The sequence below is a fragment of the Enterobacter sp. WI-ESBL-E8 genome (genome assembly GCF_053364895.1).
This window is the reverse complement of the sequence record NZ_JBRWXJ010000001.1, coordinates 3,989,300-4,013,888: the sequence shown is the minus strand read 5'-3', so window position 1 is coordinate 4,013,888 and position 24,589 is coordinate 3,989,300. Positions and strand designations below refer to the sequence as shown.

General features: G+C 55.9%; 21 protein-coding genes and 1 pseudogene. 16 read left to right on the top strand and 6 right to left on the bottom strand.

What is annotated here, in order from left to right:
- Window positions 1-4: 4 nt before the first annotated feature.
- The gene (lysA, locus tag ACWHWP_RS18980; protein WP_059311702.1) at window positions 5-1,267 is read left to right on the top strand and encodes a diaminopimelate decarboxylase; all 1,263 of its coding nucleotides are present in this window, start codon (window positions 5-7) and stop codon (window positions 1,265-1,267) included.
- On the opposite strand, the gene ACWHWP_RS18975 is transcribed toward lysA, so the two are convergent.
- Window positions 1,237-2,274 (bottom strand): LacI family DNA-binding transcriptional regulator, encoded by a 1,038-nt coding sequence (locus tag ACWHWP_RS18975; protein ID WP_047347975.1) that lies wholly within the window; start codon window positions 2,272-2,274, stop codon window positions 1,237-1,239. The genes lysA and ACWHWP_RS18975 overlap by 31 nt on opposite strands.
- Before the next feature lie 300 nt (window positions 2,275-2,574).
- On the opposite strand from ACWHWP_RS18975, the gene ACWHWP_RS18970 reads away from it, so the two are divergent.
- The 4 genes from ACWHWP_RS18970 to ACWHWP_RS18955 all read left to right on the top strand — a co-directional run bounded on the left by ACWHWP_RS18970 (window position 2,575) and on the right by ACWHWP_RS18955 (window position 6,672).
- Window positions 2,575-3,900: a PTS sugar transporter subunit IIC gene (locus tag ACWHWP_RS18970; RefSeq protein ID WP_447856159.1), complete on the top strand. Its 1,326-nt coding sequence runs from the start codon at window positions 2,575-2,577 to the stop codon at window positions 3,898-3,900.
- A 7-nt stretch (window positions 3,901-3,907) separates the two neighbouring features.
- Complete coding sequence (locus ACWHWP_RS18965; protein WP_447856158.1) at window positions 3,908-5,335, top strand: glycoside hydrolase family 1 protein; 1,428 nt, start codon at window positions 3,908-3,910, stop codon at window positions 5,333-5,335.
- A 90-nt stretch (window positions 5,336-5,425) separates the two neighbouring features.
- The gene (locus tag ACWHWP_RS18960) at window positions 5,426-6,199 is read left to right on the top strand and encodes a GntR family transcriptional regulator (protein ID WP_447856157.1); all 774 of its coding nucleotides are present in this window, start codon (window positions 5,426-5,428) and stop codon (window positions 6,197-6,199) included.
- Window positions 6,196-6,672: a GNAT family N-acetyltransferase gene (locus ACWHWP_RS18955; protein ID WP_447856156.1), complete on the top strand. Its 477-nt coding sequence runs from the start codon at window positions 6,196-6,198 to the stop codon at window positions 6,670-6,672. Before ACWHWP_RS18960 ends, ACWHWP_RS18955 begins: the two co-directional genes overlap by 4 nt.
- Here ACWHWP_RS18955 and galR read toward each other — a convergent pair.
- Window positions 6,633-7,649 (bottom strand): HTH-type transcriptional regulator GalR, encoded by a 1,017-nt coding sequence (gene galR, locus ACWHWP_RS18950; RefSeq protein WP_447856155.1) that lies wholly within the window; start codon window positions 7,647-7,649, stop codon window positions 6,633-6,635. The two genes, ACWHWP_RS18955 and galR, sit on opposite strands and share 40 nt — an antisense overlap.
- Window positions 7,650-8,274: 625 nt before the next feature.
- On the opposite strand from galR, the gene aas reads away from it, so the two are divergent.
- Both aas and lplT read left to right on the top strand, forming a co-directional pair.
- The gene (gene aas, locus ACWHWP_RS18945) at window positions 8,275-10,434 is read left to right on the top strand and encodes a bifunctional acyl-ACP--phospholipid O-acyltransferase/long-chain-fatty-acid--ACP ligase (RefSeq protein ID WP_447856154.1); all 2,160 of its coding nucleotides are present in this window, start codon (window positions 8,275-8,277) and stop codon (window positions 10,432-10,434) included.
- Window positions 10,427-11,620 carry a lysophospholipid transporter LplT gene (gene lplT / locus ACWHWP_RS18940; RefSeq protein ID WP_063429812.1) on the top strand — a complete coding sequence of 398 codons (1,194 nt, stop codon included), beginning with the start codon at window positions 10,427-10,429 and terminating at the stop codon, window positions 11,618-11,620. Before aas ends, lplT begins: the two co-directional genes overlap by 8 nt.
- A gap of 94 nt (window positions 11,621-11,714) precedes the next feature.
- Here lplT and ACWHWP_RS18935 read toward each other — a convergent pair whose 3' ends face one another.
- The 4 genes and pseudogenes from ACWHWP_RS18935 to ACWHWP_RS18920 all read right to left on the bottom strand — a co-directional run.
- The gene (locus tag ACWHWP_RS18935) at window positions 11,715-12,755 is read right to left on the bottom strand and encodes an NADP(H)-dependent aldo-keto reductase (RefSeq protein ID WP_447856153.1); all 1,041 of its coding nucleotides are present in this window, start codon (window positions 12,753-12,755) and stop codon (window positions 11,715-11,717) included.
- 131 nt (window positions 12,756-12,886) lie between these two features.
- Entirely contained in the window at window positions 12,887-13,105 is a 219-nt protein-coding gene (locus ACWHWP_RS18930; protein ID WP_032643191.1) for a YgdI/YgdR family lipoprotein, read from the bottom strand.
- A gap of 128 nt (window positions 13,106-13,233) precedes the next feature.
- Entirely contained in the window at window positions 13,234-13,926 is a 693-nt protein-coding gene (gene mutH / locus ACWHWP_RS18925) for a DNA mismatch repair endonuclease MutH (protein ID WP_447856152.1), read from the bottom strand.
- Window positions 13,927-14,080: 154 nt separating this feature from the next.
- Window positions 14,081-14,146, bottom strand: a pseudogene (locus ACWHWP_RS18920) (hypothetical protein); the annotation flags it as partial.
- A gap of 463 nt (window positions 14,147-14,609) precedes the next feature.
- Between ACWHWP_RS18920 and rppH the strand changes: the two are divergent.
- The 9 genes from rppH to recC all read left to right on the top strand — a co-directional run bounded on the left by rppH (window position 14,610) and on the right by recC (window position 24,563).
- Entirely contained in the window at window positions 14,610-15,140 is a 531-nt protein-coding gene (gene rppH, locus ACWHWP_RS18915) for an RNA pyrophosphohydrolase (RefSeq protein WP_013098553.1), read from the top strand.
- A 12-nt stretch (window positions 15,141-15,152) separates the two neighbouring features.
- Window positions 15,153-17,399 carry a phosphoenolpyruvate--protein phosphotransferase gene (ptsP, locus tag ACWHWP_RS18910; protein WP_447856151.1) on the top strand — a complete coding sequence of 749 codons (2,247 nt, stop codon included), beginning with the start codon at window positions 15,153-15,155 and terminating at the stop codon, window positions 17,397-17,399.
- A gap of 194 nt (window positions 17,400-17,593) precedes the next feature.
- A complete protein-coding gene (gene lgt, locus ACWHWP_RS18905) occupies window positions 17,594-18,469 on the top strand; it encodes a prolipoprotein diacylglyceryl transferase (protein WP_047347987.1) in 876 nt (291 codons plus the stop codon).
- Window positions 18,470-18,475: 6 nt separating this feature from the next.
- Entirely contained in the window at window positions 18,476-19,270 is a 795-nt protein-coding gene (thyA, locus tag ACWHWP_RS18900; protein WP_014885081.1) for a thymidylate synthase, read from the top strand.
- Between the two features lie 184 nt (window positions 19,271-19,454).
- Window positions 19,455-19,916 (top strand): prepilin peptidase-dependent protein, encoded by a 462-nt coding sequence (locus ACWHWP_RS18895; protein WP_063429853.1) that lies wholly within the window; start codon window positions 19,455-19,457, stop codon window positions 19,914-19,916.
- Entirely contained in the window at window positions 19,910-20,470 is a 561-nt protein-coding gene (locus tag ACWHWP_RS18890) for a prepilin peptidase-dependent protein (RefSeq protein WP_059311713.1), read from the top strand. Before ACWHWP_RS18895 ends, ACWHWP_RS18890 begins: the two co-directional genes overlap by 7 nt.
- Window positions 20,467-20,868, top strand: coding sequence for a DUF2509 family protein (locus tag ACWHWP_RS18885; protein ID WP_059311714.1), 402 nt, complete (start codon window positions 20,467-20,469; stop codon window positions 20,866-20,868). Before ACWHWP_RS18890 ends, ACWHWP_RS18885 begins: the two co-directional genes overlap by 4 nt.
- The gene (locus ACWHWP_RS18880; RefSeq protein WP_059311715.1) at window positions 20,853-21,176 is read left to right on the top strand and encodes a prepilin-type N-terminal cleavage/methylation domain-containing protein; all 324 of its coding nucleotides are present in this window, start codon (window positions 20,853-20,855) and stop codon (window positions 21,174-21,176) included. Before ACWHWP_RS18885 ends, ACWHWP_RS18880 begins: the two co-directional genes overlap by 16 nt.
- A gap of 12 nt (window positions 21,177-21,188) precedes the next feature.
- Window positions 21,189-24,563 (top strand): exodeoxyribonuclease V subunit gamma, encoded by a 3,375-nt coding sequence (gene recC, locus ACWHWP_RS18875; RefSeq protein WP_447856150.1) that lies wholly within the window; start codon window positions 21,189-21,191, stop codon window positions 24,561-24,563.
- Window positions 24,564-24,589: the final 26 nt, after the last annotated feature.

Genomic DNA, 24,589 nt, shown 5'->3' with positions numbered 1-24,589 from the left:
GACCATGCCACGCCCGCTGAACCAGACCGATACCGATTTGAACGCTGATAACCTCCTGCGCCTGCCTGCCGAGTTTGGCTGCCCCGTCTGGGTCTACGACGCGCAGATCGTTCGCGAGAAAATTGCGGCACTGCATCAGTTTGACGTGGTGCGTTTTGCCCAGAAGGCGTGCTCCAATATTCATATTCTGCGCCTGATGCGCGAGCAGGGGGTAAAGGTTGACTCCGTTTCGCTGGGCGAAATCGAGCGCGCGCTGGCGGCCGGATTCGATCCGAAAGCCGACAGCGATGCGATCGTCTTTACCGCCGATGTGATTGACGATGCCACCCTGGCGCGCGTCCACGAACTGCAGATCCCGGTGAATGCGGGCTCTGTGGATATGCTGGAGCAGCTTGGACAGGTTTCTCCTGGCCACCGCGTCTGGCTGCGCGTGAACCCGGGCTTTGGTCATGGGCACAGCCAAAAAACCAACACCGGCGGTGAAAACAGCAAGCACGGGATCTGGTATGCCGATATGCCTGCTGCGCTGGAGGTGCTCCAGCGTTACGGCCTGAAGCTGGTGGGTATTCATATGCACATTGGGTCGGGCGTGGATTACGGCCACCTCGAGCAGGTGTGCGGGGCGATGGTGCGCCAGGTGGTCGATTTTGGTCAGGATCTGGAGGCGATCTCTGCCGGCGGCGGTCTCTCTATTCCTTATCGCGAAGGGGAAGAGGCGATCGATACCGATCACTATTACGGCCTGTGGAGCGCCGCGCGTGATCAAATCGCTGCGCATCTGGGCCACGCGGTGAAGCTGGAAATTGAGCCGGGTCGTTTCCTGGTAGCCGAGGCAGGCGTACTGGTTTCGCAGGTGCGCAGCGTGAAAGAGATGGGGTCTCGCCACTTCGTGTTGATTGACGCAGGTTTTAACGATCTGATGCGTCCGTCGATGTACGGCAGCTATCACCACATTACGGCGCTGGCTGCCGACGGCCGCGATTTAACGCAGGCGCCGCGCGTTGAGACGGTCGTTGCGGGGCCGCTGTGCGAATCGGGCGATGTGTTTACCCAGCAGGAAGGCGGCAAAGTGGAAACCCGCGCGCTGCCAGAGGTCAAGCCGGGTGATTATCTCGTGCTGCATGATACCGGAGCCTACGGGGCGTCTATGTCATCAAACTACAATAGCCGCCCGCTGCTGCCGGAAGTGCTGTTTGATAACGGCAAGGCGCGGCTGATCCGTCGTCGCCAGACCATTCAGGAGCTGCTGGCGCTGGAGCTCGTTTGAGTAAAGTAGGGCCCGGTGGTGACCGAATCGCGTAATACCAGCGTGCCGGTAAACGGCGGGATGGCATCGACCGGCTGGTTTTTTGCCAGCCGGATCGCCTGATCGATGGCCGTGACAATCATATTATCGATAGGCAGATACACCGATGAGAGCGCAGGCTCCAGCCATTTCGCGCTTGGGGCATCGTCAAAGCCGAACAGTGAAATATCCTGCGGGATTTTCAGCCCCGCCTGGTGCAACGCTTTGGACGCACCCAGCGCCATATCATCGTTACAGGCAAACAGGGCGCTGAACGAAACACCGTCGGCAATCAGCTCTTTGCATAGCTCATATCCCCGCGTCATTCCCGCATCACCGTACTTTATCCGACGCTCGTCCAGACGTATGCCGTGCTTTTCCAGCGCCTTGCGATAGCCCATTAGCCTCGCTTTCCCGGTTGGGGTGTGGATCGGGACGGTGATACAGGCGATCTCCCGGTGGCCCTGATTGATCAGGTAATCCACGGCCTTAAACGCGGCATCCTGCTGTTCGAAGAACACGCAGCGATCCGGCGCCAGGCTGACTTCACGGTTAATGACCACCAGCGGCGTTTGCACGGTGTTCATCAGCTTGATGATCGCTTTTTCGCTCATATAGCGCGTGTAAAGCACGATGGCATCGCACTGGCGATCGGCCAGCATCTGCACCGCCTGCTCTTCCTGCTCCGGCGCGTCGTGGCCGTCGGTGACGATCAGCTGTTTTCCGTGGGTTTCGGTCTGCCGCGACGCCTGTTGCAGAAGGCGACCAAAGTAAAAGCCATCGAAGGTGGAGACGACCAGACCAATGCTGTTGCTGGTCTGGTTTGCCAGCGAGCGCGCGAGAAAGTTTGGGCGGTAGCCCAGCTCTTCCATCGCAGCAAACACCTGCTGGCGCGTACTCTCTTTAACCTGACCTGTGCCGTTCAGCACGCGCGATACCGTGGCCTTTGACACGCCCGCACGCAGTGAGACATCCAGCATTGTTGCCATTCTACATTCCTGATTCCACGTAATGATCTGCAGTTTAACACAGACCTCACGGCGTATAAGCGACGCGGGAGGCGCAAAAATTCCGCCACGATCACGCTTTTTGGTAAGGATCGCTGAGCGCGGGATAAACGTCTTTAAGTGGTATGCCAAAATGGGAAAAAATATTCATCTGGAATACCTCTTGCCTCGTTGAGAGCTTAATCACAGATCGTAAAGCCCCTTAAAGCTATTTTTGGTATGCCAATAGTATCCGGCTGACCCTCTTATTCCATAAAAGCCCTTTTACTGAGGTATTACCCTATGGCATTACAGGAAAAACTGATCGATTCTCTGGGCAGTTTCGCCACTACGTTCAACAGCTATCGCTATATTATGGCGATCAAGTCTGCCTTCATTACCTTAATGCCGGTCATCATCGTTGGCGCATTTTCGGTACTGATCTCCAACATGGTACTGGATCCGAAAAACGGCCTGGCGAGCTTCCAGTCCCTGTCATTCCTCGCAGTGCTGAAACCGATCACCAGCGCGCTTAATTACGCGACCCTGAATTTCCTCAATATTGGCGCGGTGTTTTTAATCGGCATCGAACTGGGGCGTATTAACGGCATAAAATCATTGTTCCCCGGCCTGCTGGCGGTGATCTGCTTTATCTGCGTGACGCCGACCACCGTGGAAATGCTGGTGGATGGCGAAATGCACGTGGTGAAGGATGTCCTGCTGCGTCAGTTCTCCGATACCCGCAGCCTGTTCCTCGGCATGTTTATCGCCATTCTTTCGGTAGAAATTTACTGCTGGCTGGAAAACCGCAAGGGGCTAAAGATCAGAATGCCGGATACGGTGCCGCCTAACGTGGCCGCGTCCTTCTCCGCGCTGATCCCGGCGATCATCACAACCACTGCCATTGCCACCTTCGGCTTTGTATTCCATCAAATCACCGGCATGTATCTCTACGATGCGGTCTATCAGGTGGTGCAACAGCCGCTGGAGCGCGTGGTGCAAAGTCTGCCGGGCATTCTGCTGCTGATGTTTGTGGCTCAGCTGTTCTGGGTGATTGGCATTCATGGCAACCAGATGATTAAGCCCATCCGCGAGCCGCTGCTGCTGGGGGCGATCACCGTCAACATGAGCGCCTTCGAGCAGGGTAAAGAGGTCCCGAACATCATCACTATGCCGTTCTGGGACGTGTATATGAGCATCGGCGGATCGGGGCTCACCATCGGTTTGCTGATCGCGGTGATGATCGCTACCAAACGCAAAGAGATGAAGGAGATCGCCAAACTCTCTATCGGCCCCGGCATCTTTAACATTAACGAGCCGGTGATCTTCGGTATGCCAATCATGCTTAACCCGATCCTCGCCATTCCCTTCATCATCACCCCTCTGGTGACCGGATCGATTGGCTACTTTGCAACGGTAACCGGTTTTGCCGGTAAAGCCGTGGTGATGGTGCCCTGGACCACGCCGCCGCTGATTAACGCCTGGCTTTCAACTGCAGGGTCGATGGGGGCGGTGGTCACCCAGCTTATTTGCATCGTTACTGCCGTCATTATCTATCTGCCGTTTGTGAAGATTGCCTCTCGCCGCGCAGAGCAGGCCGCGCTGCAGCAAGCCCCCGATAACGTGTGAGGATGCGATGAGCACAAAAAAGATAACTCTGCCGCAGGATTTTATTCTCGGCGCGGCGGCGTCAGCCTGGCAAACCGAAGGCTGGAGCGGCAAAAAACCGGGCCAGGATTCGTGGATAGACCTCTGGTATAAGAACGATCGTCACGTCTGGCACAACGGCTATGGCCCGGCGGTGGCGACCGATTTTATCAATCGCTTCCGTGAAGATGTGGCTCTGATGAAGCAGGCGGGGCTGACGCATTACCGGACCTCGATCAACTGGTCCCGTTTTTTGACCGATTATGAAAATGCGACGGTGGATGAGGAGTACGCCGCGTATTACGCCGATCTGTTTGATGAAATGCGCCGTCAGGGCATTGAGCCGATGATCTGCCTGGAACACTACGAGCTTCCCGGCGTGCTGCTTGAAAAATACGGCGGCTGGGCGTCGAAGCACGTGGTTGAGCTGTTTGTCCGCTATGCGGAAAAGGTGTTTGAACGCTTCCACGGCAAAGTGACCCGCTGGTTTACCTTCAACGAACCGATTGTGGTCCAGACCCGCGTCTACCTTGACGCGCTGCGCTGGCCGTACGAGCAGAACACCGGTACCTGGATGCAGTGGAATCACCACATGGTGCTGGCGACGGCGAAGGTAGTGAAGCTGTTTCGCGCCAAAGGCTACCGCGGCTCGGTGGGCTGTATTCTTAACCCGGAAGTCACGTATCCGCGCTCCCGCGCGCCGCATGACGTGCGGGCGGCAGAAATGTACGATCTGTTCTACAACCGCGTCTTTCTCGATCCGCTGGTGCACGGGCATTATCCACCTGCGCTTTTTACCCTGCTGGAGCAGCACCAGGTTCCGTGGGACTACACGGCAGACGAGCTGGCGCTGATCGCGGAAAACACCGTTGATGAGCTGGGGATTAACCTGTATTACCCGCACCGCGTAAAAGCGCCCTCCCGCGCCTGGCACCCGGAGACGCCGTTCCACCCGGCGTACTACTACGAGCCGTTTGAGCTGCCGGGGCGGCGGATGAACCCCTCTCGCGGCTGGGAGATCTACCCGCGCATTATTTACGACATGGCGATGCGGATTAAGCAGGAATACCGCAACATCAACTGGTTCGTGGCGGAGAGCGGGATGGGCGTAGAAAACGAAGCGCGGTTTCGCAACGATGACGGCATCATCGACGACAGCTACCGCATTGCGTTTATCAGCGAGCACCTTTACTACGCGCTGCTGGCGCGAGAGGCGGGGGCGAACTGTCACGGCTATATGCTGTGGGCCTTTACCGACAATGTCTCGCCCATGAACGCCTTCAAAAATCGCTATGGTCTGATTGAGATTGATCTGGACGATAACCGCGCCCGGCGAGCGAAAAAATCGGCAACCTGGTTTCGCCAGCTGCGCGATACCCGCGTCCTCACGCTCGGCGTTGACGATGAATGGAAGTAGGCGAAAACCAGGCGGGTTCTGGTAAAATAGCCTACAAACTGGCCGGGAGGACGCCCGGCCTGCGCATTAACTGAAAAAACAGGTGGTAACGTGGATAAGGCTGTCATCCTGCCGGAAAAAAAACAGTACCAGGAAATTGGCGAGGATTTGCGGGCGCAGATTATCCAGGGGCACTATCCCGTTGGTTCCCGTCTGCCGCCGGAGCGTAATATCGCTGAAACCTATGGCGTGAGCCGCACCATCGTGCGCGAGGCGCTGCTGATGCTGGAGTTACAGGGTACGGTCGATATCCGTCAGGGGTCCGGCGTGTACGTTATGCGCATCCCGGAAGAACACGAAAACGAAGAAGAGCGTTTTCTTAACAGCGACGTGGGGCCGTTTGAGATCCTGCAAGCGCGCCAGCTTCTTGAAAGCAATATTGCCGCGTTTGCCGCCAAAATGGCAACACGTGCCGATATCGACAACCTGCGCCGAATCATCGAGCAGGAGCAGCGCGCGATAGCCGTCGACGACCACAGCCAGGATAACAACAAGATGTTCCACCTGGTGCTGGCGGGCGCAACGCAAAACCAGATGCTGCTGGCGACGGTGGAAAGCATCTGGCACCACATGGACAGCAGCCCGCTATGGCAGCAGTTTAATGTCCACATCGCCAGCCGCGCATACCGTCTGAAATGGCTGGGCGACAGGCAAACTATCCTTGCGGCGCTCCGTCGTCGTGACGTGATGGGGGCCTGGCAGGCGATGTTTCAGCACCTCGAAAATGTCAAAAAGAGCTTGCTTGAACTCTCGGATGAAGATGCGCCAGATTTTGACGGCTATCTGTTTGAGTCCGTACCGATTTTCCAGGGGAAGCTGGTATGACGATTTTGCCTCTTTACGCCGCGCCTCAGTATGCGGAGCTGGTGACAGACTGGATCTGGCAGGCCTTTGGCGAGGGGCTTCCCCGTGAATTTTTCCACAGCATCGTTGAGCACAGCCAGACGCCGGGAGCATTACCTTTGACCTTTATTGCCGTTGAAGGCGAACGACTTCTCGGCACGGTGGGGCTCTGGCGCTGCGATTTGATCACCCGACAGGATCTCTGCCCGTGGCTGGCGGCGCTGTTCGTTGACGACGCGGCGCGTGGAAAAGGGCTGGCGGGGCAGCTTCAGCAGTATGTTATGACCTATGCCGCGCAGGCCGGGTACGAGGAGCTCCATCTGTGGTCTGCCTGCCGCGACTTCTATGAACGTTACGGCTGGCAGTACGTTGGCGATGCGCTCGAATACCCGAACAAGACGGTACACCTTTACCGCTATTCGCTCTGCGCTTCTGCAGGGGATGCAACGGAGTGACGGCGCACCAGGGTTGGGCTGAAGATATGGGTAATATCCGGCGGCTGGCGTTGCTCCGCCAGCGCTAGCGCCAGCTCGGCGGCCTGCGTTGCCATCGTGATGATTGGGTAACGTACGGTGGTCAGGCGCGGTCGCACGTAGCGGGAGACCAGCACATCATCAAAGCCAATCAGTGAGATTTCTGCCGGTACCTCAATCCCATTGTCGTTCAACACCCCCATTGCGCCTGCGGCCATGGAGTCGTTATAGCTGGCCACCGCCGTGAAATTGCGCCCGCGGCCTAGCAGCTCGGTCATGGCCTGCTCACCGCCGCTCTCATCCGGTTCACCGTAGGCCACCAGGCGGTCGTTGCACGGCAGGCCGTTTTCGCGCAGGGCATCGTAGTAGCCCTGCAGGCGGTCTTCCGCATCAGAAATCGGGTGATTGGAACAGAGATAACCAATTCGGGTATGGCCCTGTTGAATCAGATGGCGGGTCGCAAGCCAGGCACCGTAGCGGTCGTCGAGCGCCACGCAGCGTTTTTCAAACCCGGGAATAATACGGTTGATGATTACCATCCCGGGGATTTGCTTCATCAGATGAATCAGTTCGGCATCCGGGATCATTTTGGCGTGCACAACCAGCGCCGCGCAGCGGTGGCGGATCAGCTGCTCAATGGCCTGGCGTTCTTTTTGTTCATTGTGATAGCCATTGCCGATCAGCAAAAAATTGCCTGTCTGATACGAAACCTGTTCAACCGCTTTTACCATGGCGCCGAAAAAGGGGTCAGAAACATCTCCCACCACCAGCCCAATGGTTTCAGTGGACTGCTGTGCGAGCGCGCGGGCGTTGGCGTTGGGATGATAGTTAAGGGATTCCATGGCGCTTTGTACCGCCTGGCGTGATGCGTCACTGGCTTTTGGGGAGTTGTTAATCACGCGCGAGACGGTTGCCACCGACACGCCTGCCAGACGGGCCACATCCTTTATTGTCGCCATTCATTACCTTCTTATTGGGGGTAAGCGTTTACACACCAAATAGTGTTGCGGAAAAGCAGCGCGCATTCAAGGGGAGCGGGATTCTGCACTCCACAAACGTGACGCAGGACAACCCTGATGGTGTAATCGTTACACGCGTAGTCATGTCTGAAGAATGTCAATCTGAACCTTTAGTTACACTTTGCCTCAGGCTGTTGCGATTGTCTGATAGCGAGGGCGTTAATGAGGTTGATACAGTCGAGATCCCAGAGGTATTGATAGGTGGAATCAGCTCCGGTTGATTAACACGATTTACACCAGCCTGCGTTTTTACGCAGGTTTTTTTTTGCCTGACAGTTCAACCTGTAACAGCAACAGAGAATATTCACACCTGGTTGCACTTAGGCTCATTCCCTTGCGTTTTCCTGCTGGCGAAGCGCAGTGCCAACAGCCAAAATCAAGATCCCAGAGGTATTGATTGGTGAGAATTCTTAGTACGGTTTCGTACTCATCTCTTGCACCAACCTGCGCGGATGCGCAGGTTTTTTTTCGCCTCTATTTTTGCTTGTCGCTCCCGTATCACTTCTCGTGTAATCTGCCACCATTTACTATCAACCCTTCACACTGGCTGGCAAAGGGAGTTGAGATGCTATTTGGGTTCTTCCGTACACTTTTCCGTATTCTCTTTCGCATCCGCGTGACTGGCGATGCCCAGGCGCTTCGCGGTGAACGCGTTTTAATCACTCCAAATCATGTTTCCTTTATCGATGGCATCCTGCTGGCGCTGTTTTTGCCCGTGCGTCCGGTGTTTGCGGTGTATACCTCCATCAGCCAGCAGTGGTACATGCGCTGGCTCACGCCGTTGATTGATTTTGTGCCGCTCGACCCGACAAAGCCGATGATGATTAAGCATCTGGTGCGTCTGGTAGAGCAGGGGCGTCCGGTGGTTATTTTCCCGGAAGGACGCATTTCAGTGACCGGTTCACTGATGAAGATCTACGACGGCGCGGGGTTTGTCGCGGCGAAGTCAAAAGCGACAGTGGTGCCGCTGCGTATTGAAGGCGCAGAACTGACCCATTTCAGCCGTCTGAAGGGGCGGGTGAAACAGCGTCTGTTCCCAAAAATCACGCTGCATCTTCTGCCGCCAACGTCGCTACCGATGCCCGACGCGCCGCGCGCCCGCGATCGCCGTAAAATCGCCGGGGAAATGCTGCATCAGATTATGATGGAAGCGCGTATGGCCGTTCGTCCGCGCGAAACGCTGTACGAATCTCTGCTTTCAGCGCAGTACCGCTACGGCGCGAAGAAAAACTGTATCGAAGACATCAACTTTACCCCGGATACCTATCGCAAGCTGCTGACCAAGACCCTGTTTGTAGGCCGCATTCTTGAGAAGTACAGCAAGAAGGGCGAAAAGATTGGCCTGATGCTGCCTAACGCGGGTATCAGCGCGGCGGTGATTTTTGGTGCGGTTTCCCGGGGCCGTATTCCGGCAATGATGAACTACACGGCGGGCGTAAAAGGGCTGACCAGCGCCATTACCGCCGCCCAGATTAACACCGTCTTTACCTCCCGTCAGTTCCTGGACAAGGGCAAGCTCTGGCATCTCCCCGAGCAGCTCACCCAGGTGCGCTGGGTCTTCCTGGAAGATCTGAAAGCGGACGTTACCACCGGCGACAAGCTGTGGATTTTTGCTCACCTGCTGATGCCGCACCTGGCCCAGGTCAAACAGCAGCCGGAAGATGACGCGATTATCCTCTTCACGTCGGGGTCAGAGGGCAACCCGAAAGGCGTTGTCCACAGCCACAAAAGCATTCTGGCGAACGTTGAGCAGATCAAAAGCATTGCTGACTTTACCGCGGATGACCGTTTTATGTCGGCGCTGCCGCTGTTCCACTCCTTTGGCCTGACGGTGGGGCTGTTTACGCCGCTGCTGACCGGCGCAGAAGTGTTCCTCTATCCAAGCCCGCTGCATTACCGCATCGTGCCTGAGCTGGTGTATGACCGTAACTGCACCGTTCTGTTCGGGACCTCAACCTTCCTGGGTAACTATGCGCGTTTTGCCAATCCGTATGATTTCTATCGCGTGCGGTATGTGGTGGCTGGCGCGGAAAAACTGCAGGAGAGCACGCGTCAGATTTGGCAGGACAAGTTTGGCCTGCGCATCCTCGAAGGCTATGGCGTTACCGAGTGCGCGCCCGTGGTCTCGATTAACGTGCCGATGGCGGCGAAACCGGGTACGGTTGGCCGAATTCTGCCGGGGATGGACGCGCGTTTGCTGGCCGTGCCGGGCATTGAGGACGGCGGCCGTCTGCAGCTGAAGGGGCCAAACGTGATGAACGGTTATCTGCGCGTGGAAAACCCAGGCGTGCTGGAGGTCCCGACGGCGGAAAACGTCAACGGCGAGATTGAAACCGGCTGGTACGACACCGGTGATATTGTCCGTTTTGATGAACAAGGCTTTGTTCAGATTCAGGGGCGTGCAAAACGCTTCGCCAAAATTGCCGGTGAAATGGTCTCTCTGGAAATGGTTGAGCAACTGGCGACGGCCGTATCCGCCGACAAAATGCATGCGACCGTGGTGAAGAGTGATGCCAGCAAAGGCGAGGCGCTGGTGCTGTTCACGACCGACAGCGAGCTTAAGCGCGACAGGCTGCTGAGCTATGCGCGTGAACATGGTATCCCTGAACTGGCCGTCCCGCGCGATATTCGCTACCTGAAGCAGCTCCCGGTGCTGGGGAGCGGGAAGCCCGATTTCGTGACCCTGAAAGTCATGGTTGAAGAGGCGGAGCAGCAAAATGCGTGAGTCAGTACACACTAACACTTCACTGAGGTCGAAAGGCATGATGGCCGTCATTGCCGCGCAGTTTCTCTCTGCATTCGGCGATAACGCGCTGTTGTTTGCCACTCTGGCGTTGCTGAAAGCCGAGTTTTACCCCGACTGGAGTCAACCGATCCTGCAGATGGTGTTTGTGGGCGCTTACATTATCTTTGCCCCGTTTGTGGGGCAGGTGGCGGACAGCTTCCCGAAAGGTCGGGTGATGATGTTTGCCAACGGCCTCAAGCTGCTGGGGGCCGCCAGCATTTGCTTTGGTTTCAATCCGTTTATTGGCTACACGCTAGTGGGCATTGGCGCTGCCGCCTACTCCCCGGCGAAGTATGGCATTCTCGGAGAACTGACCACGGGCGATAAGCTGGTGAAAGCCAATGGCCTGATGGAGTCGTCAACCATTGCCGCTATCCTGCTTGGCTCCGTTGCGGGCGGCGTACTGGCCGACTGGCATGTCCTGGCAGCGCTGGGCGTATGTGCGGTGGTGTATGGCGGCGCGGTCGTCGCTAACCTGTTCATTCCAAAGCTCCCGGTGGCTCGCCCGGGGCAATCCTGGCGCGTTAAGCCAATGACCGGCAGTTTCTTTAATGCCTGCCGCGTGCTGTGGCGTAACGGAGAAACGCGTTTCTCCCTGATGGGGACCAGTATGTTCTGGGGCGCGGGCGTTACGCTGCGCTTCCTGCTGGTCCTGTGGGTACCGGTGGCGCTGGGGATTACTGACAACGCGACGCCGACCTATCTTAATGCGATGGTGGCCATCGGCATTGTGGTTGGGGCCGGCGCTGCGGCGAAGCTGGTGACGCTCGAGACGGTAGCTCGCTGCATGCCCGCTGGAATTCTGATTGGCGTCGTGGTGCTTATTTTCTCTCTGCAGCATGCGTTATTGCCCGCTTATGTCCTCCTCGTCCTGATTGGCATTCTGGGAGGCTTCTTCGTGGTGCCGTTGAACGCGTTGCTGCAGGAGCGTGGCAAGCAGACCGTCGGAGCGGGAAATGCCATCGCGGTTCAAAACCTGGGTGAAAACCTGGCAATGCTGTTGATGCTGGGGCTTTACTCGCTGGCGGTAAAAGTCGGTGCGCCGGTGGTGGGGATTGGCGTCGGATTTGGCGGGCTGTTCGCTCTGGCGATTGCGGGCTTGTGGATTTGGCAGCGTCGGCGTTGATATGTGCGGCCTGATGCCCTCACCCCGGCCCTCTCCCGCAGGGAGAGGGAGCAAACCCTAAAAAACGGCAACGTGCGTTGCCGTTTTGCTTTTATTACGGCGCAGGATACGTATAAACCTGATGCACCGCTTCAATCTCCGCTAACACTTCTTCACTCAGGTTCAGATGGAAACTCTCAATATTGGTTTTCAGCTGTTCCATGGTGGTCGCGCCCAGCAGGGTGCTGGCAACAAACGGCTGACGACGCACGAAGGCTAGCGCCATCTGCGCAGGGTCAAGACCGTGACGCTTTGCGATATCCACATAGGCTGCAACGGCTTTTTGGGTCTGCTCGCCGCTGTAGCGGGTAAAGCGGCTAAAGAGGGTGTTACGCGCTCCGGCCGGCTTCGCGCCGTTCAGGTATTTCCCCGTCAGCGTGCCAAAGCCGAGACAGGAATAGGCGAGCAGTTCCACTTCTTCATACTGCGTCACTTCGGCCAGGCCCACCTCATAGCTGCGGTTAAGCAGGCTGTACGGATTCTGGATGGTGACGATGCGCGGCAGATCGTGTTTATCCGCCAGGTGCAGATAGCGCATTACCCCAAAGGCCGTTTCGTTAGATACGCCAATATAGCGAATTTTTCCCGCGCGCTGGCATTCGGTCAGCGCTTCCAGGGTTTCCAGCAGCGTAACGGCGGGGGCGCTCTCGTTCCAGCTGTAGCCGAGCTTGCCGAAGCAATTGGTTGGACGCTGCGGCCAGTGCACCTGGTAGAGGTCGAGATAGTCGGTTTGCAGACGCTTCAGGCTGGCATCCAGCGCGGCGCGGATATTCTTGCGATCGAGAACCTGACTCGGGCGGATCCCGGCATCGTTGTTGCGCGCGGGGCCACTGACTTTTGAGGCAATCACCAGCTTTTCACGGTTACCGTGTTTTGCCAGCCAGTTACCGACGTAGGTTTCGGTGAGTCCCTGCGTTTCCGGACGTGGCGGAACAGGGTACATCTCTGCGACATCAATCAGGTTAATGCCCTGGCTGACGGCATAATCGAGTTGTGCATGGGCATCGGCTTCGCTGTTTTGTTCACCAAATGTCATCGTGCCCAACCCCAGTTGGCTTATTTCCAGAGCGCTGTGGGGGATACGGTGATAATGCATAGCCGGCTTCCTCATTAGACATATAGACCGCGTCAGGGTGTACCCGACAAAGGAATATAAACATGGCAGAGGGGAAGCAAAAGGGGAAGAAAAAAATCAAAAAGGCCAGCAAGCTACTGACCTCTCTCTGTTTATCGCTCGATAATTTGCGAGACTTCGTCGCGATTGATCTGCATTTTGTTGCCTTGCTGATCGCGATAGCTGACCAAACCGGTATCATCGTCGACTTCGGGTTTGCCGTCAGTCAGGATCATTCGCCCATCTTTTGTCGCCATAACGTAATCGCTACTACAGCCCGATACGGCAAATGCTAAACCGACTGCTGAAACTAACACTGCCCATTTTTTCATCGTTATCGTCCTCATCTGGCTCGTATCAAATCATAGTTTAGTTTTAACCCGATATGGCAACAGGAGGAAGCGGTAAAATCTTAAAAACCAGGTGATTATGTTTGGGAGCTCTCAAAATAAGTAAAAAACTATGTTTTTAGAAGAAAATGGCGAGCAAGAAGCGCCCCGGTGAAATTCTTTTTGAGATAAAAACCGCGCGGCAGGGTCAGTATTGGCTCGCCCTGCGCGCCGATTGCCTCGGTGAGCGCCTTACTGTTGGCCGCTTTCGGGCGAAGCTGTAACACTTCACCGTGACGGGCGGTAATGCGCTCGACCTGCCCAAGCACAATCATGTCCATCAGTTCCTCCCAGTCCAGACGCAACTGGCGCTCCTCATCGTCGCTCGGGCTCCAGAGCAGCGGTGCGCCAACGCGACGATCGGCCAGCGGGATCTGACGCTCACCTTCAACCGGAACCCACAGGACGCGCTTCAGCTTGTGGCGGACGTGGCTGGTTTCCCACGTCACGCCGGTATTGCCAGTTAATGGCGCGACACAAACGAAGGTGGTCTCAAGGGGCTTCCCCTGGCTGTCGATGGGAATGGTTTTTAACTCTACGCCAAGCGCGGCAAAATCCTGCTCTGGTTTGCTCCCCGCGCTGGCACCCAGCCACAGCTCAAGCAGCATGCCGATCCAGCCTTTATCCCGTTTCAGATCCTTCGGGATCTGAAGCCCTGCCATTGCCGCCAGCTCGCCAAGCGAAAAGCCTGCCAGGCGCTGTGCCTGCTGGAGCAGGTGGCTCTCGCTAGAGGGAGGTAAGAGCAAGGGTGTAAGCGGATGCATGATGGTAACCTTTTGATTAAAAAATAAACGAAGAAATTGTCCCCTGTGGATAGAGTTTAACTTTTTCTGTACCAATATGACATCTCTATGATTTATAGGGTTTTTTATAGGTTTAAAATCGTTTCACTTTCGTCACAAAACGGGTTGTTCAAATCTGGTCACTGACAATGAACAGGATCTTACACCATGTTATCCACAGAAAAGTGGGATAACTGGGCATAACCCTGACTACTGTTTCAATTTACAGCCTTGACGTGCGATGAAAATCGAATTTTCAGACAAATTGTGACTAACTTATTGGCACAATCTGTGGATAAAACCGACGCTGTTCGATCTTTCATCAGCACGACGATCCCTGATGTGACGATCGTCACGCTATTCTGCTTTTTGTTGATGGGGACATGTTTAACACTATGAAAATTATAATTTTATATAAAATGGCTTAAAGATGATGTTAGACGGCGATGAAGGTTGTTCATCGGTAATCAGACACTTCTTCACAACTATATCCACAGAAAAGGTGAATAAAATTCCCTTTGCTGTCTCTCATCTGTTTATAACTCAGCACTTATTTGTGAGTTATTCAAATGTTATTAGGCTGTAGCCCTGTAAGAGAGTGGTTTACCGCCTCACTGTAGTGTGAAACAATCATTCATATATAAGGTTTAGTTTGGGGTAGTCCGGTGATTGATGACGATGGCTACCGCCCGAACGTAGGAATAGTAATTTGTAATCGTCAGGGCCAGGTAATGTGGGCCCGGCGATATGGTCAGCACTCCTGGCAGTTCCCGCAAGGCGGGATCAACCCGGGAGAGTCCCCAGAACAAGCGATGTACCGGGAGCTTTTTGAAGAGGTCGGTTTAAGCCGTAAAGATGTTCGCATCCTGGCTTCGACCCGCAACTGGTTGCGTTACAAGTTACCGAAACGTTTGGTGCGTTGGGACACAAAGCCGGTTTGTATCGGCCAGAAACAGAAGTGGTTTCTGTTGCAGTTGGTGGGCAACGATTCAGACATCAATATGCAAACCAGCAGTACGCCGGAGTTCGATGGCTGGCGCTGGGTGAGCTATTGGTATCCTGTTCGTCAGGTCGTGTCATTTAAACGCGATGTTTACCGTAGGGTGATGAAAGAGTTTGCAAGTGTGGTGATGCAGCTTCAGGAGATCCCGCCTAAGCCGCAGAGCGCACCTGCCTGGCGACGTAAAAGAGGTTAAGCTACGCAAATCATGCTCACCCGCTTGCGAGAAATAGTCGAGAAGGTGGCCAGCGCGCCGCGTCTGAACGAGGCGCTGAATATTCTGGTCACTGACATCTGCCTTGCGATGGAAACCGAGGTCTGTTCGGTGTATCTGGCCGACCACGATCGGCGCTGCTATTACCTGATGGCGACCCGTGGTTTGAAAAAACCACGTGGACGCACCGTCACGCTCGCATTTGATGAAGGTATCGTGGGCCTGGTTGGTCGGCTGGCTGAACCTATCAACCTTGCTGACGCGCAAAAACACCCCAGCTTTAAATACATCCCTTCTGTAAAAGAAGAGCGCTTCCGCGCTTTCCTTGGCGTGCCGATTATCCAGCGTCGCCAGCTGCTCGGCGTGCTGGTTGTTCAGCAGCGCGAGCTACGTCAGTACGATGAAAGCGAAGAGTCTTTCCTCGTGACGCTGGCCACGCAGATGGCGGCAATCCTCTCTCAGTCTCAGCTTGCCGCGCTTTTTGGCCAGTATCGCCATACGCGCATTCGCGCTCTTCCGGCATCGCCAGGCGTGGCGATTGCTGAAGGCTGGATGGACGCCACGCTGCCGTTAATGGAGCAGGTTTACGAAGCCTCAACGCTTGATGAAGCGCTTGAGCGCGAGCGCCTTACCGCCGCGCTGGAAGAGGCGGCAAATGAATTTCGCCGTTACAGCAAGCGCTTTGCCGCAGGCGCGCAAAAAGAGACGGCGGCCATTTTTGACCTCTATTCGCACCTGCTCTCCGATGCGCGTCTGCGCCGTGAGCTTTTTGCAGAAGTGGATCAAGGTTCTGTCGCGGAGTGGGCGGTTAAGAAGGTTATCGAAAAATTTGCCGACCAATTTGCGGCACTGACCGACGGTTACCTGAAAGAGCGGGCAGGGGATCTCCGGGCCCTCGGACAACGCCTGCTGTTCCACCTGGATGACACCATTCAGGGGGCAAATGCCTGGCCAAAACGGTTTGTTCTAGTTGCCGACGAACTCTCAGCAACGACGCTGGCCGAACTGCCTCAGGACAGGCTGGCCGGTGTCGTGGTGCGCGATGGTGCAGCCAACTCACATGCGGCCATTATGGTGCGCGCGCTGGGTATTCCCACCGTTATGGGGGCGGATATCCAGCCGTCGGTACTGCACCGGCGTACGCTGGTGGTCGACGGCTACCGCGGTGAGCTGCTGGTCGATCCTGAGCCGGTTCTGCTCCAGGAATACCAGCGTCTTATCAGCGAAGAGAATGAATTAAGCAAGCTGGCAGAAGATGACGTTAACCTGCCCGCGCAGCTTAAAAGCGGTGAGCGGATCAAAGTGATGCTCAATGCGGGTTTAAGCCCCGAGCACGAAGAAAAGCTCGGCAGCCGTATCGACGGTATTGGCCTGTACCGCACTGAAATTCCGTTCATGCTGCAGAGCGGTTTTCCCTCCGAAGAGGAGCAGGTGGCGCAGTATCAGGGCATGCTGCAGATGTTTAACGACAAACCTGTCACCCTGCGTACCCTGGACGTCGGAGCGGATAAACAGCTGCCCTATATGCCGATCAGCGAAGAAAACCCGTGTCTGGGCTGGCGTGGGATCCGCATTACGCTCGATCAGCCTGAGATCTTCCTGATCCAGGTGCGCGCCATGCTGCGCGCAAATGCGGCGACGGGTAACCTCAGCATCTTACTGCCGATGGTCACCAGCATTGATGAGATCGACGAGTCACGTCGACTGATCGAACGCGCTGGCCGTGAAGTGGAAGAGATGATTGGCTATGCTATCCCGAAACCGCGGATTGGCGTGATGCTCGAAGTGCCTTCCATGGTCTTTATGCTGCCGCAGCTGGCAAGCCGCGTTGATTTTATCTCCGTCGGCACGAACGACCTGACGCAGTATATTCTGGCCGTCGACCGTAACAACACCCGCGTCGCCAGTATCTACGATAGCCTGCATCCGGCGATCATTCGCGCGCTGGCGATGATTGCTCGTGAAGCGGAGCAGTACGGCATTGATTTACGCCTGTGCGGTGAAATGGCGGGGGATTCAATGTGCGTTGCGATCCTGATTGGTCTGGGATATCGCCACCTGTCGATGAACGGCCGCGCCGTCGCACGCGTGAAGTACCTGTTGCGGCATATCGATATCGATGATGCCCGCGAGCTGGCTGAACGCAGCCTTGAGGCGCAGCTGGCCGCTGAGGTTCGCCACCAGGTCGCTGCGTTTATGGAACGACGCGGCATGGGCGGCCTGATCCGCGGCGGCCGCTAATTTGCATTTCGCCCTCTCCCCGTGGGAGAGGGCACCAGCGCGCATAAAACCCTATACACATCTTTTACATCTCTGGCGCATCCTCCGCGCCCGCCTTATGCTATGATTCGCAACTTTGGAGCCTCTGCTTACGGCAGAATCGCATTTCTACCGCTGTCCACTTTCAGCGGAATAACAACATCTTGTGGTGACAGATGAACAGTGGTTATCTGCATTTTCCGGAATTTGATCCGGTCATTTTCTCAGTAGGACCTGTTTCGCTTCACTGGTACGGTCTGATGTACCTGGTGGGCTTCATTTTTGCCATGTGGCTCGCTGGCCGTCGCGCCAGTCGTCCTGGCAGCGGCTGGACTAAAAACGAAGTTGAAAACCTGCTGTATGCTGGCTTCCTCGGCGTGTTCCTCGGTGGCCGTATTGGGTACGTACTGTTCTATAACTTCCCGGTATTCCTGAACGATCCGCTCTATCTGTTCCGCGTGTGGGACGGCGGCATGTCCTTCCATGGCGGCCTGATCGGTGTGATCCTGGTGATGGTGATTTTTGCCAAACGCACCAAACGCAATTTCTTCCAGGTTTCAGATTTTATTGCACCGCTGATCCCGTTTGGGCTGGGGGCTGGTCGTCTGGGCAACTTCATCAACGGTGAGCTGTGGGGCCGCGTCGACCCGAGCGTGCCGTACACGATGCTCTTCCCGGGCTCTCGCGCAGAAGATATCGCGCTGCTGCCATCACACCCGGAGTGGCAATCCCTTTTCGATACCTACGGCGTTCTGCCGCGCCATATGTCTCAGCTGTACGAGCTGGCGCTGGAAGGTGTGGTGCTGTTTATCATTCTCAACCTGTTTATCCGCAAACCGCGTCCAATGGGGGCTGTATCCGGTCTGTTCCTGATTGGCTATGGCGCATTCCGTATTATCGTCGAGTTCTTCCGTCAGCCGGATGCGCAGTTTACCGGCGAGTGGGTACAGTACATCAGCATGGGGCAGATCCTCTCCATTCCGATGATTGTCGCGGGTGCCATTATGATGATTTGGGCGTATCGTCGTCGTCCACAGCAACAACTTTCCTGAGGAACCATGAAACAGTATCTTGAATTGATGAAAAAAGTGCTTGATGAGGGCACGCCGAAAAATGACCGCACCGGTACCGGTACGCTCTCCATTTTTGGCCACCAGATGCGCTTCAATCTGCAAGAAGGCTTCCCGCTGGTGACGACAAAGCGCTGCCACCTGCGCTCGATCATTCATGAACTGCTCTGGTTCCTGCAAGGCGATACCAACGTTGCGTATCTGCACGAAAATAACGTCTCCATCTGGGACGAATGGGCAGATGAAAACGGCAACCTGGGCCCGGTTTACGGCAAGCAGTGGCGCGCGTGGCCAACGCCTGACGGCCGCCACATTGACCAGATCACCACCGTGATGAACCAGCTGAAAAACGATCCGGACTCGCGCCGAATCATCGTTTCCGCCTGGAACGTGGGCGAGCTGGATAAAATGGCGCTGGCACCGTGCCACGCGTTCTTCCAGTTCTATGTGGCGGATGGCAAGCTCTCCTGCCAGCTTTATCAGCGTTCTTGCGACGTGTTCCTCGGTCTGCCGTTTAACATCGCCAGCTATGCGCTGTTAGTCCACATGATGGCGCAGCAGTGTGACCTGGAAGTGGGCGATTTCGTCTGGACCGGTGGGGACACCCATCTCTACAGCAACCATATGGAACAGACGCATCTCCAGCTGACGCGCGAACCGCGTGCGCTGCCGAAACTGATTATCAAACGCAAACCGGCGTCAATCTTCGATTACCGCTTTGATGATTTTGAGATTGAAGGTTACGACCCGCACCCTGGCATCAAAGCACCTGTTGCTATCTGATGCGATAAAGCGTGACACAACCGGTGCTTTTTAGCGCCGGTTTTTTTTCGTCTTCATCCCGTTTCCCGAAGCGCTATCCAGAAAGCGTGCAACGCGCTGCAACTCTCCCAATTCTGCGGATAACGCCTCGTAAAACGTTAATTCGCTGCTCGTCATGTCCACGGCGCTTCGCCACACTCCCGGTATGAAAAAAGAGAACGGTTTTACGCTTATCGAAACGCTGGTCGCCATTTCCCTTGTCGTTATCCTGAGCGCCTCAGGACTGTCCGGCTGGGACAGCTGGCAACGGCAGCAGCGGCTGTGGCAAACCGCCTGTCAGGTGCGAGATTACCTGCTGTTTCTGCGCAACCATGCCAACCGGTACAACCGCGACCACCAAATTACCCTTCTGCGGGAGGGGGGAAGAGACTGTCTGGTGAGTTCTGCTGTGCAAGGCTGTGAGAAAGGCAGCCCCTTTGTACTGATCCCGCTCTGGCCTGACGTCAACGTGAGTGAGTCAACGCCGTCTCTCGGGTTCTATGGATTAAGGGATACTGCGTGGGCAGGGCGGATACGCGTTCAAAGCCGGGCAGGAGAATGGCTGGTTATTGTCTCAAACGGAGGGCGCATCAGGATGTGTAAGGTCTCAGAGGGAGGTTTATGTTGAGGAGACAGCGCGGTTTCTCACTGACTGAGGTTCTGATTGCCACGGCGATAAGCAGCCTTTTATTGATAAGCGCATCGCGATTTTTACCCGGACTCCAGCGGGCTGTATTACTGCAATCCGGCCAGCGAGAGCTGGAAGAAGAGGTCTGGCAACGCTTGTTTGCCCTCGGAAAACAGCTTCAGCGCGCGGGATACTGCGCGGGTAACTGTCAGGGACAAGCGCTGGTGACGGCAAGGCAGGGCAGCTGCGTCATTGTGCGGTGGGACGCCAACAGCAACGGCAAATGGGATAGCACAGCATCAGAAAATGACAGCACCGGTTTTCGTCTGGAATCAGGCGCGCTGGAAACCCTGCGTGGCGCAACGTCGTGTGAAGGAAAAGGATGGGAAAAGCTCACTGATCCGGACAGGCTTGCCATCACGCGCTTTGTGGTGAGCAAAGTTGAGCATGCCGGTTTTGCGCCAGAGCTGAATATCGACCTGGCTGCCATTCGTAAAGGCGAACAGGGGGAACCCTGGCAGGCGTGGTACACGGTTACGGGGTACAACCTGTGAACCGACAGCGCGGGATGTCCTCGCTGGCTCTGGTTCTGCTTTTACTGGTGCTCGGTACCCTGATCCTCACCGGACTCAGCCAGCAGCTTACAACGTTTAGTGCGCTCGTTGGCGGTGAGAGTCGCTCGCTTCAGCAACAGGCGTCTGTGCAGTCGGTGCTTGAGTGGGGACGCGTTCAGCGCTGGTCAGCAGAGCCGCAGGTTCAGTGCAAAAAAGCATCTTCGGGGCGGGTCTGTTTGCGGCGACTGAACGAGGCACAGGTGTTACTGATTGCCGGAGACAACGACCTGCAGCTCTGGCGCGCAGGAGAGAGTGTGAACGGGGAAATTCGCTTTTCGCCTCACGGCTGGAGTGATTTTTGTCCACTGAAGGAGAGCGCGTTATGTCAGTTGCCGTAAGCCGAGAAAAGGGGTTTAGCATGGTAGAGGTGCTGCTGGCGATGATGCTGCTGGTGGTGGTCGTGACGGCGCTTTCGGGTTATCACCGGGCGCTGGCAGCGCGGTTTACCGTGTTTAACCAGTATCGCCAGCTCTGGCATCATGCCTGGAATCAGTCACAGCTCTCAACAAATGTTCTCCCCGCAGGCTGGCAGGCCAGTCGGGGGCAGACAACGCACGCCGGATGTGTCAGCATCACGGTTACACTTATTTCTCCTCTGGGGCGGCGCGGTGAGTTAACGCGTCTGCATTGCCCGGTTAGCCAGTAGTCGGGAGCGTCTATGTTAAGGGTTTACCACTCAAATCGTCTGGATGTGCTGGAAGCACTGATGGAATTTATCGTTGAGCGCGAGCGGCTTGACGATCCTTTTGAGCCTGAGATGGTGCTGGTGCAGAGCACCGGTATGGCACAGTGGCTGCAAATGTCGCTCTCCCGTAAATTTAGTATAGCCGCGAATATTGATTTCCCGCTGCCCGCGAGCTTTATCTGGGAGATGTTTGTCCGCGTATTGCCGGACATCCCGGAGCAAAGCGCCTTTAACAAGCAAGGCATGAGCTGGAAGCTTATGGCGCTGCTGCCAGAAATGCTGCAGCATGATGAGTTCGCCATGCTGCGCCACTACCTCAATGACGATACCGATAAACGCAAGCTGTTCCAGCTGGCCTCGCGCACTGCCGATCTATATGACCAGTATCTGGTTTACCGCCCGGAATGGCTGACCCGCTGGGAAGCCGGCGAGCTTGTGGAAGGATTACCGGAAGCGCAGATCTGGCAGGCCCCTCTGTGGAAAGCGCTGGTGGAACATACGGAGAAACTTGGTCAGCCTAAGTGGCACCGTGCCAACCTCTATCAACGGTTTATCTCCATTTTGCAAAACTGCAATGAACGGCCGGCGCGGCTGCCCTCTCGCGTGTTTATTTGCGGTATTTCGGCGTTGCCGCCGGTTTACCTGCAGGCGCTGAATGCGCTGGGTAAGCATATCGACATTCATATTTTATTTACGAATCCATGTCGCCAGTACTGGGGAGATATTCAGGATGGCCGCTGGCTTTCCCGGCTTGTGACCCGCCAGAGGCGACGCCTTTTTGAAGAGCGTACCGTGCCTCTGTTTAAAGACGGAGCCTCTGCCGCGCAGCTGTTCGATGAAAACGGTATCCAGAACCTGCCGAATCCACTGCTTGCCTCATGGGGAAAACTGGGGCGTGATTACATTCACATGCTCTCAGACATTACGTCCTCAGGTGAAGGGGACGTGGATGCCTTTGTCGAGATTGCCCCGGATAGCCTGCTGCACAATATTCAGTTAGATATTCTGGATCTGGAAAACCGTGCCGTCATGGGCGTGACGGCGAACGAGTTTGAACGCAGCGACAGGAAACGGAAGCTGGAGGTTGACGATCGCAGTATCAGCCTCCACGTTTGCCATAGCCCGCAGCGTGAGGTTGAAGTGCTTCACGACCAGCTGCTGGCGATGCTGCAGGATGATCCTGAGCTGACTCCGCGCGATATCGTGGTGATGGTGTCGGATATCGACAGCTACAGCCCCTTCATTCAGGCCGTCTTTGGCAGTGCGACGGGCGAGCGATACCTGCCTTACGCCATTTCGGACCGTCGCGCCCGTCAATCTCATCCGGTATTACAGGCGTTTATCACCTTGCTGTCCCTGCCGGATAGCCGGTTTATCTCCGAGGATGTCCTGGCGTTACTGGATGTTCCCGTGCTGGCCGCCCGCTTCAACATCAACGAAGAAGGGTTGCGCTACCTTCGCCAGTGGGTGAATGAGTCCGGCGTGCGTTGGGGCATTGACGACGATAACGTCCAGGAGTTCGAGCTTCCCCCAACCGGGCAACACACGTGGCGATTTGGCCTGACCCGTATGCTGTTGGGCTACGCCATGGAAAGCAGCCAGGGCGAGTGGAACGAGGTTCTGCCTTACGATGAGTCCAGCGGGTTAATTGCTGAACTGGTTGGGCATTTAGCGTCGCTACTGATGCAGCTTAACCGCTGGCGACGCGAGCTGATGCAGCCGCGCCCGCTTGAAGAGTGGCTCCCGATTTGCAGGGCATTACTCACTGATTTCTTCCTGCCGGACAGCGACACCGAAGCGGCGATGGCGCTCATTGAAACGCAGTGGCAGGCTATCGTCGACGAGGGCGTAAATTCCCACTATCACGAGGCGATTCCTCTGTCGCTGCTGAGAGATGAGCTGACGCAGCGGCTTGACCAGGAGCGAATCAGCCAGCGTTTCCTGGCCGGCCCCATCAATATCTGCACCCTGATGCCAATGCGTTCTATCCCGTTTAAAGTGGTCTGTCTGCTGGGCATGAATGACGGCGTTTATCCACGCGCGCTGGCGCCGCTGGGTTTTGATTTGATGAGCGCAGATCCAAAGCGGGGCGACCGTAGCCGCCGCGATGATGACCGCTACCTCTTCCTTGAAGCGCTCATTTCCGCACAGAACACGCTTTATATCAGCTACATCGGCCGTTCCATTCAGGACAACAGCGAGCGTTTCCCTTCCGTTCTGGTGCAGGAACTGGTGGATTATATCGGCCAGAGCCACTACCTGCCGGGCGATGAAGAGCGCAACTGTGATGAAAGCGAGCAGAGGGTGAAAGCCCATATCACCTGTTTCCACAGCCGCATGCCGTTTGACCCGGTGAACTACGTTGCCAGCGAGCGCCAGAGCTATGCGCAGGAGTGGCTACCGGCGGCGAAAAAAGAGGGGAGCGCGCATACCGATTTCATTCAGGAACTTGACCCGCGGCCGATTGATACCCTGACCTTCGAACAGCTTCAGCGGTTTTGGGCGCATCCGGTGCGCGCTTTCTTCCTGCAACGATTGCAGGTTAACTTCCGTTCTGAAGAAAGCGAAATTCCTGAGGCAGAACCCTTTACGCTGGAAGGGCTGGAGCGCTATCAGTTAAATCTGCAGCTGTTGAATGCGCTGGTTGAAGAGGAAGACGCTGACAAACTCTACCGCCGCTACCGTGCGGCAGGGCAACTGCCGTATGGGGCGTTCGGGGAGATCGTCTGGGAGGCACAGTGCCTGGAGATGACCGCTCTGGCCGAGCGCGTGAGAGAGTGCCGTCAGCCCGGGAAAAGTCTTGAAATCGATCTCATGTGCAACGGTGTACAGCTCACGGGCTGGTTAACCCAGGTTCAGCCGGACGGGCTGCTGCGCTGGCGGCCCTCTATGCTGAGCGTTTCACAGGGGCTGCAACTCTGGCTGGAACATCTTGTCTACAGTGCGGGTGGTCATAAAGGCGAAAGCCGGATTTTCGTGCGCAAAGAGGGCGAGTGGCGCTTCCCGCCGATGGAGGCGGAGCAGGCGTTAAGTTACCTGTCTTTGTACATTGAGGGCTACCGTCAGGGAATGAACAAACCGCTCCTGCTGCTGCCGGAAAGCGGCGGTGCCTGGATAAAAGCCTGTTATGACGCGCAGAATGATGCGATGTTAACGGACGAGGCGTCACTGCAGAAAGCGCGCAGTAAATTTATGCAGGCCTACGAAGGAAACATGATGGTGCGGGGGGAAGGTGAAGATGTCTGGTATCAGCGCTTATGGCGCACGCTTGAGCCAGAGTACTTCGAGACCATCAAGGAAGAGGCGCAACGCTATCTGTTACCGTTGTTCAAATTTAATCAGTCCTGAGTGCTGTATAAAAATTGCGCAGCACA